The organism is Nocardiopsis protaetiae (assembly GCF_045446735.1).
Taxonomy (GTDB): domain Bacteria; phylum Actinomycetota; class Actinomycetes; order Streptosporangiales; family Streptosporangiaceae; genus Nocardiopsis; species Nocardiopsis protaetiae.
This window is the reverse complement of record NZ_JBJJBV010000180.1, coordinates 1-14,377: the sequence shown is the minus strand read 5'-3', so window position 1 is coordinate 14,377 and position 14,377 is coordinate 1. Positions and strand designations below refer to the sequence as shown.

Below are 14,377 nucleotides of genomic sequence, written 5' to 3'. Positions count from 1 at the left end.
CCCCCCGTGTTCCCGGCCCCGTGTTCCCGGCGTCGCGGTGTTCCCGGCGTCGCGTCCGTCGGTGGCCCCCGCTAGGGTGTGGCCGTGTTCACCGATGAGGACGGCGGGCCCGACGAGTACGCCGACGAGGTCCTGGCCGTGGTCGAGCGGATCCCGCCGGGACGGGTCATGTCCTACGGCGACATCGCCGAGTACGTGGGCCGGGGCGGCCCCCGCCAGGTCGGCTCGGTCATGTCCACCTGGGGCGGCGGCGTGCCCTGGTGGCGGGTGGTCCGCGCCGACGGCAGCCCCGCCTCCGGGCACGAGGTGAGAGCCTTGTCGCACTACGCCGCCGAGGCCACCCCGCTGCGGCCCGGAAGCGACCGTGTGGACATGCGCAAGGCCCGATGGGACGGGGAAAGCGGAGGCTGAGGGCACCCCGGGAGGTCGCCGTGCCGTCCGGGACGGTCGGCACCCTCTGGTGAACTGGTGGGGTGAACACATCCCCGTACCGTCTCGTGCGGCGCCCCCACCGGGTGCAGCCGCCGCCGGTGCTGGACGAGAACCAACGCAGGGTCGTCGACCACGGGGGCGGCCCCCTCCTGGTGCTCGCCGGTCCCGGCACCGGCAAGACCACCACCATCGTCGAGGCCGTCGTCGACCGCATCGACAACCGGGGTGTGGACCCCTCCCGCGTCCTGGTCCTCACCTTCGGCCGCAAGGCCGCCCAGGAGCTGCGCGAACGCATCACCGGACGGCTGCGCCGCACCACCCGCGAGCCCCTGGCCATGACCTTCCACGGCTACGCCTACGCCCTCATCCGCCGCGAGTTCCAGCGCATGGGCGACCGGCCGCCCCGGCTGCTGTCCGGACCCGAGCAGCTCATGGAGATGCGCGAACTCCTGCGCTGGGAGGCCGGGGACGGCGGCACCACCTGGCCCGAGCGGCTGCGCCCGGCCCTGGAGACCCGCGGGTTCGCCGAGGAGCTGCGCGACTTCCTCATGCGCGCCGAGGAGCGCGGCCTGGGCCCCGACGCCCTGGCCCGGCTGGGCCGCGAGCGCGGCCGCGACGACTGGGAGGCCGCCGCCGGGTTCCTGGCCCGCATGAACGGCCGGTTCGACATCGCGCCCGTGCCCACCCTCAACTACGCCGAACTGGTCCGGATCGCCGCCGGCCTGCTCTCCGACCCGCAGGTGCAGGAACGCGAGCGCACCGCCCACGAGGTCGTGTTCGTCGACGAGTACCAGGACACCGACCCCGCCCAGGAGGAACTCCTCCAGGCCCTGGCCGGAGACGGCCGCGACCTCATCGCCGTCGGCGACCCCGACCAGTCCATCTACGGGTTCCGCGGCGCCGAGGTGCGCGGCATCCTGGAGTTCCCCGACCGGTTCCCCACGGTCCGCCGCACCCCCGCCCCCGTGGTGGCCCTGCGCACCAGCCGCCGCAGCGGGACCGACCTGCTGGCCGCCTCCCGGGCGGTCACCCGCCGCCTGCCCGCCGTCGCCTCCGCGCCCGGCCACGTCAACGAGCACCGCGCCCTGGTCCCCGCCGACGGGGTGCCCTCGGGGAACGTGCGGCTGCTCATGGCCGAGAGCCCCACCCAGGAGGCCGCGGTCATCGCAGACACCCTGCGCCGCGCCCACCTGGTGGACGGCGTCCCCTGGTCGGACATGGCCATCCTGGTGCGCTCGGCCACCCGCCAGCTGCCGGTGCTGCGCCGCGCCCTGGTCGCCGCCTCCGTGCCGGTCGCCGTCGGCGCCGACGAGCTGCCGGTGGCGGCCGAACCCATCGTGCGGCCGCTGCTGGCCCTCATCCGGTTCGGGCTGCACCCGGACGAACTCGACGACGAGGCCGCCCGCGACCTGCTCACCGGCCCCTTCGGTGACGCCGACGCCATCGGCCTGCGCCGCCTCACCCGCGCCCTGCGCCGCCTGGACCTGGACCGGGCCGCCGCAGAACGCGCCGCCGGCGAGGGCGACGGCACCTACCGGCCCGCCGCCCAGCTGCTGGTGGACGTCCTGCGCGAGCCCGCCGACCTCACCCTGGTCGAACCCGAGGTGGCCGCCCCCGCCCTGCGCATCGCCACCGCCCTGGCCACCGTCCGCGAACTCGACGCCCGCGGCGCCGACGCCGAACAGGTGCTGTGGCGGCTGTGGCGCGACAGCGGCCTGGCCGACCGGCTGCTGCGCGCCAGCCTCGCCGGGGGCCGCCGCGGAGCCGCCGCCGACCGCGACCTCGACGCGGTGGTCGCCCTGTTCGAGAGCGCCGCCCGCTACTGCGACCGGCTGCCCCCCGGCACCCCCGAGGGGTTCCTCGCGGACCTGGCCGCCCAGGAGATCCCCGGCGACAGCCTCGCCGAGCGCGCCCCCGAGGGCGAGTCCGTGCGCATCCTCACCGCCCACCGCTCCAAGGGACTGGAGTGGGGGCTGGTGGTGGTCGCCGGGGTACAGGAGGGCGACTGGCCCGACCTGCGCCTGCGCGGCTCCCTGCTGGGCGTGGAGGAGCTGGTGGACGCCGAGGTGCACGGCGCCGACACCTCCGGCGCCGCCCTGGCCTCCAAACTGCTCGCCGAGGAGCGCCGCCTGTTCTACGTGGCGCTCACCCGCGCCCGGCACACCCTCGTGGTCACCGCCGTGGGCGGCGACGACGCCGAGCAGCGGCCCTCCCGGTTCCTCAACGAGATGGGCCTGGGCGACCCCGAACCCGTCGGCACCGGAGTGCGCTGGCTGTCCCTGCCGTCCCTGGTCGCCGACCTGCGCTCGGTGGTCACCGACCAGGGCGCGCCCGGGGCGCTGCGCGACGCCGCCGCCGTCCACCTGGCCCGCCTGGCCGAGGAGGGGGTGCGCGGGGCCGACCCCGCCGAGTGGTACGCCCTCACCCCGTTCACCGACGACCGGCCGCTGGCCGGGGAGGACGACACCATCCGGGTGTCGCCCTCCCAGGTGGAGAGCTTCACCAACTGCCAGCTGCGCTGGCTGCTGGAGCGCGCCGCCGGGGCCTCCTCCGGCGACTCGGCGTCCGCGCTGGGCACCGTCGTGCACGCCGTCGCCGTCCTGGTCGCCCAGGGGACCTCGCCGCAGGACATCTCCCGGCGGATGGACGAGATCTGGGCCGACCTCGACTTCGGCGGCCCCTGGCAGTCCGACAAGCAGCGCGAACGCGCCGACACCATGGTCCGCAAGCTCCTCACCTGGGACGCCGCCAACGACCGCGAGCTCGTCGTCACCGAGGAGGGGTTCAAGGTCGACGTCGGCGGCATCGAGATCACCGGCCGGGTCGACCGGCTCGAACGCGACGACCAGGGCCGCGCCGTCGTCGTCGACATCAAGACCGGCCAGAACAAGGCCGAGGACCTGGACCGCCACCCCCAGCTCGGCGTCTACCAGATGGCCGTGCTCAAGGGCGCCTTCGCCGAACTCGGCCTGGCCCGGCCGGGCGGGGCGATGCTCGTCCAGGTCGGGGAGAAGCTCAAGAACGCCCGCGAACAGGTCCAGCGCCCCCTGGGCGAGGACCCCGACCCCCGCTGGGCGCAGGACCTCGTCACCGAGGTCGCCGTCGGTATGGGCGGCTCCCGGTTCACCGCCACCCGCAACAAGGGATGCAGGTCGTGCGCCGTGCGCGCCTGCTGCCCGGTCCAAGACGAGGGCAGACATGTCTGAAGCCCACCCCCGCCCCCGGTTCACCCCCGCAGAACTCGCCCGCGTGCTCGGGCAGCCCGAACCCACCGCCGAGCAGTCCGAGGTGATCTCCGCCCCCCTCGAACCCGCCGTGGTCATCGCCGGCGCGGGTTCGGGCAAGAGCGAGACCATGGCCTCCCGCGTGGTGTGGCTGGTCGCCAACGGGTACGTGCGGCCCGAGCAGGTCCTCGGCCTGACCTTCACCCGCAAGGCCACCGCCGAGCTCGCAGAACGCGTGCGCAAACGCCTGGACCAGGTGCGCGACAAGCTCGGCGACGACGTCATCGGTGAGGGGGTGCTGGACGGCGAGCCCACCGTGTCCACCTACAACGCCTACGCCGGGCGCATCGTCGCCGACCACGCCCTGCGCGAGGCCGTCGAGCCCACCGCCCGGCTGCTCAGCGAGGGCCAGTCCTGGCAGCTCGCCGCCCGGGTCGTCGGTGAGTACGACGGGCCCATGGACCTGGTCACCGTGGGCGCCGACACCGTCATCGAACGCGTGCTGCACCTGTCCGGGGAGATCGCGGACCACCTCACCACCGTCGAGCGGGTGCGCGGCATCGGCCGGTGGATCCAGGCCCAGGTGGACGCCCTGCCCAAGAAGCCCACCGCCGAGACCCGCGACCTGGTCACCACCCAGCGCCGCCGGGAGCAGCTGCTGCCCCTGGTGGAGCGCTACGACCACGCCAAGCACGGCCGCGAGGCCATGGACTTCGGTGACCAGATGGCGCTGGCCGCGCGTATCGCAGAGAACCACCCCGAGGTGGGGCTGGTGGAGCGCAGCCGGTTCCGGGTCGTGCTGCTGGACGAGTACCAGGACACCAGCCACGCCCAGCTGGTGCTGCTGCGCTCGCTGTTCGGGGACGGGCACGCGGTGACCGCGGTCGGTGACCCCTGCCAGTCCATCTACGGGTGGCGGGGGGCGATCGCCGCCAACCTCACCCGGTTCCCCACCGACTTCCCGATCGCCCCGGGGCGGCCCGCGGCCGTGCGCAAGCTGTCCACCAGCTTCCGCAACGGCGAGCGCATCCTGGGCGTGGCCGGGTGGATCTCCGAGGAGCTGCGCGCCGAGGCCGCCGAGGTGCCGGTGCTGTACCCGGGACCGGCCCGACGCGGGCGCGGGCGGGCCGACGTCGCCCTGTTCCGCACCGAGTCCGAGGAGGCGGCCTGGATCGCGGCGCGCATCGCAGACCTGGTCAAGGGGGTGCGCCGCGACCCGGAGACCGCCCCGGACGGGATGCCCTGGCCGCCGGGGGAGTCCGGGAGCGGCCAGGACGGGGGCGTGTCCCCGGGCGACATCGCCGTGCTGTGCCGCCGCCGCGCCCAGTTCCCGGCGCTGCGCGAGGAGCTGGAGGCGCGCGGCGTCCCCGTCGAGGTGGTGGGCCTGGGCGGGCTCATGCTCGTCCCCGAGGTGCGCGACATCATCGCCACCCTGCGGGTGGTGCACGACGCCGCCGCGGGCAACGAACTCGCCCGCCTGCTCACCGGGCCGCGCTGGCGGTTCGGCCCCCGCGACCTGGCCGCCCTGGGGGCGCGCGCCACCGAGCTGGCCCGCCACTCCCGCCGCGACCTCACCCAGGAGGGGCCCGCCGACCCGGGCGACGACGTGCTGCGCCGCACCGTCCTGGACCTCACCGCCGAGAGCGGCAGCCTGGTGGACGCGGTCGACGACCCGGGGGAGGCGGAGAACTACTCCGAGACCGGGTACGCCCGCCTGCTGCGCCTGTCCGAGGAGCTGCGCGGCCTGCGCAAACTCGTGGGGCAGCCGCTGCCGGACCTCATCACCGAGGTCGAACGCGTGCTCGGCCTGGACATCGAGGTGGCCGCCCGCAGCGGGCGCGACCCGCTGTCGGCCCGCGCCGACCTGGACGCCTTTGTGGACCACGCCGTCCGGTTCGTCGGCAACAGCGAGGACCCGTCGCTGGGCAGCTTCCTGAGCTACCTGCGCGCCGCCGAGGAGAACGAGAGCGGGCTGGCCCCGGGGGAGCGGGTCGGCGGGTCGGACAGCGTCAAGCTCATGACCATGCACGGGGCCAAGGGGCTCCAGTGGCCGGTGGTGTTCGTGCCGGGCATCAGCGGCGGGCGCAACCCGGTCTTCCCGGCCTCGCCGCGCAACGCGCTGGCCTGGGTCAAGGCCGACCACCTGCTGCCGTACCCGCTGCGCGGCGACCGGGCGAGCCTGCCCGAGCTGGGCGGCGTGGACAAGCAGGGCATCACCGCGTTCAAGGAGGCCGAGGCGGCCCGCCACCTCATGGAGGAGCGGCGGCTGGCCTACGTGGCGGTCACCCGGGCGTCCTTCCGCCTCGTGTGCACGGGGCACTGGTGGGGGCGCACCGGAACCACACCGCGCGGGCCCTCGGTGTTCCTGGAGGAGATCCGCGAGGCCTGCGAACAGGGGGCGGCGGGGCGCGTCATCGACTGGGCCGACCCGCCCGAGCTCGACGAGACCAACCCGCACGACGATGAGGAGGGCGAGGCCGTGTGGCCGCCCCTCCACGGGGACCCGCAGAGCGACAGCGAGTCCACCCCCGACACGCTCGCCCAGGTGGACGGGGCGGCCACCCGGCGGACCGAGATCGAGGCGGGCGCGGCCCTGGTGGAGCGGGCCCGCGAGGCGCTGCGCGAGGGCCGGGCGGTGCCGCCGGACCCGGCGCGCTACGAGAAGCTCGGCCGCCGCCTCCAGGGGTGGGAGCGCGACACGGGGCTGCTGCTGGCGCACCGCGCCCGCGAGGCCGACCGGGCCGAGGACGGCACGGTCCTGGTGGAGCTGCCCGACCACCTGTCGGTGTCCTCCATGGTGTGGCTGGCCCGCGACCCGTCGGGGCTGGCCCGCCAGATCCGGCGGGGGACCGCGTTCCACACCTGGCTGGAACGCCGCTTCGGGCTGGGCACCGCCACCCTGCTGGACGAGCTGCCGGGCGCGGCCGACGAGACCGCCGCCGAGGACGACGACCTGGCCGAGCTCCAGACGCTCTTCGAGGAGAGCGAGTGGGGCGGGCGGATCCCGGTCGAGGTCGAGGTGCCGTTCGAGACGGTGATCGGCGACCGGCTCATCCGCGGGCGGATGGACGCCGTGTTCCACGACCCGGAGAAGGGCTACGACGTCGTGGACTGGAAGACCGGGCGCCCGCCGCAGAACGCGGCGGAGCGCCGCGCCGTCGGCGTCCAGCTGGCGGCCTACCGCCTGGCCTGGGCGGACCTCCAGGGCGTGCCGCTGGAGGAGGTCCGGGCGGCCTTCCACTACGTCCGCGCCAACGAGACGGTCCGGCCCACGGACCTGCTGGACGCCGACGGCCTGGCCGACCTCATCGCCTCCGTCCCGGAGCCCTGACCGGCCGGAGCCCTGACCGGGGTCAGCCCCGGGCGAGGAGGGTGGCGGAGCGCCGCCTGCCGCCGGGAGGGGGCTCCTGGACCATCCGGGCGGTGACGGTGAGTCCGGCCGCCGCCATCAGGGCGGCGATCCGCTCCGGCGGCAGCAGGTGGAGCTTGTACGACACCTCGTGCCCGCCGTAGACCCGGGCAGGGGGGACGGTCTCGCCGTCGCCGACGTACCCGGCGACCATCACGTGGCCGCCCGGGGCGAGCGTGCGGCGGAACTCCGCGAAGACCCGCGGCAGCACCTCCGGCGGGGTGTGGTGCACCGCGTAGTACGCCAGGATGCCGCCGAGCACGCCGTCCCCCAGCGGCAGCGCGGTCATCGAGCCCACGGCGAAGCCCAGGTCCGGGTGGGCCCCGCGCGCCTGGGCCACCATGCCCGGCGACAGGTCCACGCCGAACACCGGCACCCCGGCCGCGGCCAGGTGCGCCGCCACCTTCCCCGGCCCGCACCCCAGGTCGGCGACGGGGCCGGGCGCGGTGCGCGCGAGTTCGGCGAACGCGCCCAGCATCGCGCGGGAGACCGGGTCCAGTTCGGCGGGGGATCTGACCGCCGCCGCGTAGTCGGCGGCGACCGTGTCGTAGGACTCTCGGACGGCTCGGAGGTAGTCGGGGGTGCTCATGGCGGCCAAGCATAGGAAACCGGCGGCGGGAACCGCGTCCGCGTGCGAGGGTCGGCGGCGATATCGACGCCGGCACGGCCGACCTGTTGCGCGCCTGGTGCTCCGACCTCGTCCCGCGGGTGCCCGCGGCGGCGGCTCCCGTCCTGGTCCACGGGGACATCGCCCCGGACCTGGCGGCCCGGGTGCTGTGGCACCACCTCACCTGGGCGCTCGGCCGCCTGATGCGGCCCGACCCCGTGCCGGGGCGGCGCCACTGGACGGCGCCGCCCCTGAGCCGGATCCTCGCCCTGCTGCTCTTCTTCGCCTCCGGCCCGCCGGACCCCTGGGCCCGCCTCGCCCCGGGCGCCCTGTCGGTGGAGCCGTCGGCGGCGCCGACCCACGACGACCTGGACCGGATGCCCGGGGACGCCGGGTGACGACCGGCGGCGGGGGGGTCAGGGGTGGGACTCCAGGAGGTGGAGGCCGACCACACCGCCCAGGATGAGCAGCACGCAGCCGATGCGCAGCGGGCTCGCGCTCTCGCCCAGGAGGGTGATGCCGGCGAGGACCACGCCGGTCGCGCCCAGGCCGACCCAGGCGGCGTAGGCGGTGCCGACCGGCAGTTCGCGCAGGGCCAGCGACAGCAGGCCGAAGCTCACGGCGGCCGCGGCGACGGTCAGGACGCTGGGCCACAGGCGGGTGAAGCCCTGGGATTCCTTCATGGCGAGCGCCCACACGACCTCCAGGGCGGCGGCCGTGGCGAGCAGGGCCCAGGCGAGCGGGCCGTTCACGCGTTCGCTCCCGCGTCCACCAGGATCGACGTTCCGGTGATGCCGCGCCCGCCGGGCCCGGCCAGGTGGGCCACCGAGGCGGCGACGTCCTCCGGGGAGCAGTAGCGGCCCAGGGCGGTGAGCGCGCGTTCGGCGTCGGCGCCGGGCCCGTCGGCCGGGTTCATGTCGGTGTCGGTCGACCCCGGGTGGACGAGGTTCACCGTGATGCCCCGCGGGCCGAGCTCGCGGGCCAGGGAGCGGGTGAACCCCAGCAGGGCGGACTTGCCGGTGGAGTACAGCACGGCCTCCGGCAGGGGCGCGCGTTCGCTCAGGTTGGTGCCGATCCCGATGATCCGGCCGCCGGGGCCCATGTGCGGGACGGCGGCCTGGGCGGCGACGAACGCGGCGCGGGCGTGGACGGCGATCGCCCGGTCGAAGTCGGCGACGGTGAACCCCTCGAACGGCCCGAACGGCGCCACCCCCGCGTTGTTGACCAGGATGTGCGGCCCGCCGAGCCGTTCGTGGACGAGGCCGACGGCCGAGCGCAGCGCCTCGGGGTCGGCCGAGTCCGCGCGGACGGCGAGCGCCCGCACACCCAGCGCCTCGGCCTCCCGGACGACGGCGCGGGCCCGCTCTTCGGAGCGCAGGTGGGTGAGGGCGACGTCGGCCCCGTCCGCGGCGAGGCGGCGGACGATCGCGGCGCCGATGCCCCGGCTGCCGCCGGTGACGAGTGCGGTGCGCCCGTGGAGGGGGCGGTGGTCGTTGCGGGCCATGGACGGCTCCCGGTTCGTGGAGGGGTGTTCCGGCATGCACGACACTAAGTGGAATTAATTCCGTTTTCAAGCGGCGCAGGTGGGGGCCGCTATACTCGCCGCGCATCCGCAGCCCCAGGGAGGACGGTCACGTGAGCGGTCGCGCCCCTCGCCGCCCGCCGCTGCCCATGGCCGGGCAGGCCCGCCCCGAACGCGCCGACGCCGCGCGCAACCGCAGGCTCCTGCTGGCCGCCGCCCGCGAGATCCTCGCCGAACAGGGCACCGGCGGCCTCACCCTGGAGGCCGTCGCCGCCCGCGCCGGGACCGGGGTGGGCACCGTCTACCGCCGGTTCGGTGACCTGGCCGGGCTCACCCACGCCATGGTCGACGCCCACGAGTACGAGTTCCAGCGGGGGTTCCTCCAGGGCCCGCCGCCGCTGGGCCCCGGGGCGCCGCCGCTGGAGCGCCTGCACGCGTTCGTGGACGCGTTCGTCGACCGGCTGGAGGACCAGGCCGAACTCCTCGCCGTCGCCGAGACCGCCTCGACCCAAGCCAGGTACGAGAGCGGCGCCTACGCCGCCCACCACGCCCACCTGGTGGCCCTGGTGGCCGAGCTGCGGCCCGACGCCGACGCCGCCTACCTGGCCGACGCGCTGCTCGGCCCGCTGGAGGCGGCCCTGTACGTGCACCAGCGCCGCACCCGCGGCATGTCCGCGGACCGCGTCCGCGCCGGCGTGCACGCGGTGGTCGACCGCCTCCTCGCCTGACCCCCTCGCCTGTCCCTGGTCGTTCGACCCTCACCCCTCGGGGTGAGGACGACCACGGGGATGACGCGCTCGGTCGCCTCCTCGTAGGCGCGGTAGGCGGGCATCGCCGCCACCATGCGCTCCCACAGCCGGTCCCGGTCCCGCGGGTCCGCCTCCCGCGCCCGGGCGGCGAACTCCTCCGTGCCGACCCGGACGCGCACCAGCGGGTCCGCCACCAGGTCGAGGTACCAGGCCGGGTGGGCGTCCGCACCCCGGTTGGAGGCCGTCACCACCAGGTCCGCGCCGTCGCGCACGTACACCGGCACGGTGCGGCGCGGCCGCCCCGACCTGCGTCCCCGGGTCGTCAGGAGCAGGTCGTCCACCCCCGGGCGGGGGTGCCCGCCGGTCTCCGGGAAGCGCCGGATGTGCTCGGCCACCCACGGGTCCGCGCTGTCGACCGGGGTCTCCGGAGTCATCTGGGTCTCCGGTGTCATCGGACCCCCTCCACGCCGACGTGGACGCGGTGGTGCCGCGGCGTTTCGATCTCGTCCAGCACCGCCGCGGCGAAGTCCTCCGCGGTGATCGAGCCGTCGGCGGCCCCCGGGGCGACCCGGTACCGGCCGGTCGGCGCCGACCCCCGGTCGAAGTCCCCCGACGGGCTCAGCGTCACCCGGTCCGCCGGGCTCCGGGCCAGGACCTCCGGGGCGGCGGCGTGCGCCGTGAAGAACGCCCGGTGGTCCGGGTAGCCCGGCTCGTCCATCAGGGGGGTGCCCGCTGACGTCGGCAGCAGCGACGCCAGCCCCACGTGGACGAGGCGGCCGACCCCGGAGGCGCCTTCGACCAGGGCGCGGGCGTTGGCGGGGAAGAACTCCGCCGGGTCGGTCCCGTGGTCGTACACGGTGCTCACCACCGCACCGTGCCCGTCGGCCCTCACCCCCGTCCGGGTGTCGGGGAGCAAGTGGGCGGCCCTGGTCCTGCGCTGCCTGGAGGACGAGCCGCGCCGCTTCCACGAGCTGCGCGTCCCGATCCGGACCACCGCCAAGGTCCTCACGCAGACGCTGCGCGCGCTGGAGCGCGACGGGTTCGTCACCCGTGCGGCGACCGGATCCGAACGCGGCGTCGAGTACACCCTCACCGGCCTGGGCCGGGGGATGCTCGACGCGATGGCGCCGGTGTGCGAGTGGACGAGCGAGCACTGGGACGAGCCGGTGGACGCCCACGAGGCGGGTTCGGGCCGCTGAACGCGCGGCGGCCCCCGGCGCCGTGCTGGGGGCCGCTCCGTGTCGGCGTTCAGGCGGCGAGCAGGGCGTCGATCTGCCCCATCGCGCCCTCCATGCCCTGGTCCATGCCCATCTGGAGCATCTGCTCCATGTGCTCGGCGGACCGGAACGTGGAGCGGATCACCATGCGGGACCCGTCGCCGTTCGCGGAGATCTCGACGCGGCCGTCCATCGACGGGATGTCGGTGACCGGGTCGCCGTTCGCGTCGGAGAAGCCGTCCTCGTACTCCAGCGAGTTCGGCGCGTCCACGGAGGTGACCCTCATCCAGGCCCGGTGCTTCTCGCCCTCGGGGCCGGTCATGTAGTACGTGATCCGGCCGCCGGGGGCCAGCTCGTGCTCCTCGACGGTGGCCGGGTAGGTCGGCGGCCCCCACCACCGCTCCAGCCGGCGCGGGTCGGCCCACAGCCGCCAGACCCGCTCCACCGGGGCGTTGAACTCGGCGGTCAGGGTGAGGGTGAGGTTCTCGAAGTCCTTGTCGACGCCGGTGACGCTCATCGTTCCGTTCCTTTGCCTCGGGGTGTTCCGGGGTCCGCCGCGAGGAGGTCGGCCATCCGATCGACCCGGCCGCGCCAGAGCGACTCCAGGTGGTCGAGGGCCTGCCTGGCCCGCGCGACGGCGTCGGGCTCGGTGCGCACGCGCTGCTCCCGCCCCTGCCGTGTCTTGGTCACCAGTCCTGCCCGTTCCAGCACCGCGACATGCTTCTGAACTGCGGCGAAGCTCATCGGGTACAGCTCTGCCAGCCGGGACACGGACAGCTCCCCTTCGACGGAGCGCCGCAGGATGTCGCGTCGGGTGGCGTCGGCCAGAGCGTGGAACAGCCGGTCGGTGGCCTCTTCATCTACAACCATTTGGTTGTACGTTAACCCGCCCCGCCGACGAAGTGAAGGGCCCCACCCGGGGGTTTCCCGGACATGTACGCGGCCGTGTTCGCGCTTCCTTCCGAGCTCGCTTCCTGGGGCGGTGCGCTGTGAGCATGCCGAGGTTCCCGGTGCGGGCGTGCACGGACAAGACGGCGAGGCTGGTGCTATTGCTCTTCCGGTCCCGGGCTGTTGGTCGAGGGGTGGTGATCGCCGTCGACTCGGACTGCGGGCCAGCTGTGTGGTCGTGACCATCGGCCCTGCGCGATGAGGGCGGTCCCGCCGAAACCGAATCGGAGGCCGTGCGGTTCGGGGACATCGCGGATGAGTTGCCTAACCGATCGCTGCCGACCTCCATCGGTGAACCGAGATGGGTCGGGAAACGAATTTTTGCATATCCTGCAAGATTATCTTGTCGTTTCACGTCTTTGGTCGAGGCCGGACGCCGCCCTTTTTGGCGAATTTGATCGCATGGCCACATTCGGCCAACGTGTCATGGGAGGGCTCCCGAAAATGCCTTTAGTTCTTTGATGTGGGGATCTGTGCATGCATCTTTTTCATATGAAAATTCCTTATTATTTCTCATGATTTGATCTTGGGGTGGTGAGTATAGGTTGTTGGATGTTTGCTTCCCCCAAAAAAGGTTTGACCTTGAATAGACGTGTGCTCAGTGTGTCTGGCGTTGTTCTTTCTTCTCTTATGGTGGCGTCTTCTCTTCATGCCGAAGCCGCCGCCGAGTCCTTGCCCTCGCAGGTCGGTGACTGGGCCGTCCTGGAATCCGTCGCTCCCGAAGTGACCGAAGACCTTCATCAGCACCTCCTGGTCGAGTCGGACCGTGTGGTGGCTCCTTTGGCCGAAGGGGAGAGTTCCGTCCCCATGGACGCCGACGAGCCGATCACGGTCGGTGGCTACGGCGGCCTGTCCGTCGATATCGAGATCTCCGGGCCGGAGGAGGGTGGCGCAGAGGTGGCGGCGGACGGAGTCGTCGTCTTCGACCATGGGAGCGATGCGCGTACGATCCCCTTGTTGAAGAGCGATGGATCTGTTCAGATCACCACCGTTATCGATGGTCCCGCGTCTCCCGTCAGGTACGGTTATGAAATTTCCGCTGTCGGTCTGGAGCGGATCGAAGAGATCGAAGGGGGAGTCCTGGTCCTCTACGGAGGGTCGGACGAGTATCTCGGCAGCATCGCCCCGGCCTGGGCGAAGGATGCTTCGGGGAAGGATGTTCCCACCTGGTATGAGATCGACGGCGCATCGGTGACCCAGGTGGTCGACCACTCGTCCCGCGATGTCGATTATCCGATCGTGGCGGACCCTTGGCTGGGGATCGATCTCTTCTCCTGGACCTCTTACGATACCTATAACGGCCAGCTCAGGGTCAATGCCAGGAAGTCGGTTTATGGGCAGGGTATTCACGCGCCCGGAACGGGGCAGGCCATCTTTTTGACTGCCGGATGGAATGAACTCAAGGCCAAGAGAAGCAGGGTTACCGAGAAGAAGAGCCTGCGCCAGCAGTACGACTGCCATGTGGCAGGGGGCTTCTTCAACATTGCCGGAGACTGGAACCTTGAGAAGTTCCGGCCGACGCGCACACGCTCCTGGACGTACGGGGTGGCCAGGCACCGCTGCAACTGGACGACTGCCAACAACCTTTGAGGAGTACGGGATGCGTGAGTTCCATCGGCGGGCGCTGGTCTGTGCCGCGGTGCTGTTCCTCGGGGCCACGGCGTGTTCGACCGGCCCGGACGCGGACCTGGCGGAGGTCCTTTCGGGCGACGCCGAGCCCTGGTACCTCGTGGCGAACCCCCGGGAGGCCACCGACGACCTGTGCGGCGGGGAGGTCGCGTGCGTGCAGGCGTACCGGACCGATCAGGCCGACTATCTGCGGTTCGAGGCGGAGGAGGACGCCGCGGCGGCTGCGGCGGCCCTGGGCGAGGAGGTCCGGACCCACGGCCCGGTCGTCGTCCGCTTCACGGACGCGGAGCTCATCCCGGAGGAGAGGGAGCTGATCGCCGGCTGGCTGGAGTACTCCCTCGCCGCCGACGGCTCCCTGGACGGGCTGTTCGCGGAGGAGGTCACCACCGACTACCTCGCCACCGATCCCCGGGAGGCCACCGACGATCTGTGCGGCGGGGAGGTCGCGTGCGTGCAGGCGTACCGGACCGATCAGGCCGACTATCTGCGGTTCGAGGCGGGGGAGGACGCCGCGGCGGCCGCGGAGGCTTGGGGCGAGGACGCCCGGGTCTACGGGCCCGTCGTCGTCCGCTTCACCGACGACCGGCTGACCGACGCGCACCGGGACCTCATCGGCCAGGGCGTGGAGTGCGAGAACAAC

14 protein-coding genes and 1 pseudogene are annotated in these 14,377 nt (G+C 73.5%); 8 read left to right on the top strand and 7 right to left on the bottom strand.

Features of this window, described 5'->3' with window-relative positions:
• Positions 1-84: 84 nt before the first annotated feature.
• The 3 genes from ACJOT3_RS23880 (at position 85) to ACJOT3_RS23870 (ending at position 6,987) form a co-directional block, all read left to right on the top strand.
• Entirely contained in the window at positions 85-411 is a 327-nt protein-coding gene (locus tag ACJOT3_RS23880) for an MGMT family protein (protein ID WP_220564993.1), read from the top strand.
• Positions 412-497: 86 nt separating this feature from the next.
• Positions 498-3,638, top strand: coding sequence for an ATP-dependent helicase (locus ACJOT3_RS23875; protein ID WP_406975337.1), 3,141 nt, complete (start codon positions 498-500; stop codon positions 3,636-3,638).
• Positions 3,631-6,987, top strand: a complete 3,357-nt coding sequence (locus ACJOT3_RS23870; protein ID WP_406975336.1) for an ATP-dependent helicase — start codon at positions 3,631-3,633, stop codon at positions 6,985-6,987. Before ACJOT3_RS23875 ends, ACJOT3_RS23870 begins: the two co-directional genes overlap by 8 nt.
• A 22-nt stretch (positions 6,988-7,009) precedes the next feature.
• On the opposite strand, the gene ACJOT3_RS23865 is transcribed toward ACJOT3_RS23870, so the two are convergent.
• Entirely contained in the window at positions 7,010-7,654 is a 645-nt protein-coding gene (locus ACJOT3_RS23865) for a class I SAM-dependent methyltransferase (protein ID WP_406975335.1), read from the bottom strand.
• Between the two features lie 86 nt (positions 7,655-7,740).
• On the opposite strand from ACJOT3_RS23865, the gene ACJOT3_RS23860 reads away from it, so the two are divergent.
• Positions 7,741-8,070, top strand: coding sequence for a hypothetical protein (locus ACJOT3_RS23860; RefSeq protein ID WP_406975334.1), 330 nt, complete (start codon positions 7,741-7,743; stop codon positions 8,068-8,070).
• 18 nt (positions 8,071-8,088) lie between these two features.
• On the opposite strand, the gene ACJOT3_RS23855 is transcribed toward ACJOT3_RS23860, so the two are convergent.
• Complete coding sequence (locus ACJOT3_RS23855; protein WP_406975333.1) at positions 8,089-8,424, bottom strand: DMT family transporter; 336 nt, start codon at positions 8,422-8,424, stop codon at positions 8,089-8,091.
• A complete protein-coding gene (locus ACJOT3_RS23850; RefSeq protein ID WP_406975332.1) occupies positions 8,421-9,212 on the bottom strand; it encodes an SDR family NAD(P)-dependent oxidoreductase in 792 nt (263 codons plus the stop codon). Before ACJOT3_RS23850 ends, ACJOT3_RS23855 begins: the two co-directional genes overlap by 4 nt.
• Positions 9,213-9,307: 95 nt before the next feature.
• On the opposite strand from ACJOT3_RS23850, the gene ACJOT3_RS23845 reads away from it, so the two are divergent.
• Complete coding sequence (locus ACJOT3_RS23845; protein WP_406975331.1) at positions 9,308-9,922, top strand: TetR/AcrR family transcriptional regulator; 615 nt, start codon at positions 9,308-9,310, stop codon at positions 9,920-9,922.
• 50 nt (positions 9,923-9,972) lie between these two features.
• Here ACJOT3_RS23845 and ACJOT3_RS23840 read toward each other — a convergent pair.
• Positions 9,973-10,377, bottom strand: a pseudogene (locus ACJOT3_RS23840) (nitroreductase/quinone reductase family protein); the annotation flags it as partial.
• A 14-nt stretch (positions 10,378-10,391) separates the two neighbouring features.
• A complete protein-coding gene (locus ACJOT3_RS23835) occupies positions 10,392-10,808 on the bottom strand; it encodes an NAD(P)-dependent oxidoreductase (protein WP_406975330.1) in 417 nt (138 codons plus the stop codon).
• Between ACJOT3_RS23835 and ACJOT3_RS23830 the strand changes: the two genes are divergently transcribed.
• Complete coding sequence (locus ACJOT3_RS23830) at positions 10,801-11,142, top strand: winged helix-turn-helix transcriptional regulator (RefSeq protein WP_406975329.1); 342 nt, start codon at positions 10,801-10,803, stop codon at positions 11,140-11,142. The two genes, ACJOT3_RS23835 and ACJOT3_RS23830, sit on opposite strands and share 8 nt — an antisense overlap.
• Positions 11,143-11,191: 49 nt before the next feature.
• Here ACJOT3_RS23830 and ACJOT3_RS23825 read toward each other — a convergent pair whose 3' ends face one another.
• Both ACJOT3_RS23825 and ACJOT3_RS23820 read right to left on the bottom strand, forming a co-directional pair.
• Positions 11,192-11,677, bottom strand: a complete 486-nt coding sequence (locus tag ACJOT3_RS23825) for an SRPBCC family protein (protein ID WP_406975328.1) — start codon at positions 11,675-11,677, stop codon at positions 11,192-11,194.
• On the bottom strand, positions 11,674-12,030 hold the full coding sequence (locus ACJOT3_RS23820) for an ArsR/SmtB family transcription factor (RefSeq protein ID WP_406975327.1): 357 nt from the start codon (positions 12,028-12,030) through the stop codon (positions 11,674-11,676). The genes ACJOT3_RS23825 and ACJOT3_RS23820 overlap by 4 nt, the downstream gene beginning before the upstream one ends.
• 672 nt (positions 12,031-12,702) lie before the next feature.
• On the opposite strand from ACJOT3_RS23820, the gene ACJOT3_RS23815 reads away from it, so the two are divergent.
• Both ACJOT3_RS23815 and ACJOT3_RS23810 read left to right on the top strand, forming a co-directional pair.
• Positions 12,703-13,698 (top strand): hypothetical protein, encoded by a 996-nt coding sequence (locus ACJOT3_RS23815; protein WP_406975326.1) that lies wholly within the window; start codon positions 12,703-12,705, stop codon positions 13,696-13,698.
• Between the two features lie 10 nt (positions 13,699-13,708).
• A partial coding sequence (locus tag ACJOT3_RS23810) for a hypothetical protein (RefSeq protein WP_406975325.1) occupies positions 13,709-14,377 on the top strand: 669 nt, incomplete at its 3' end.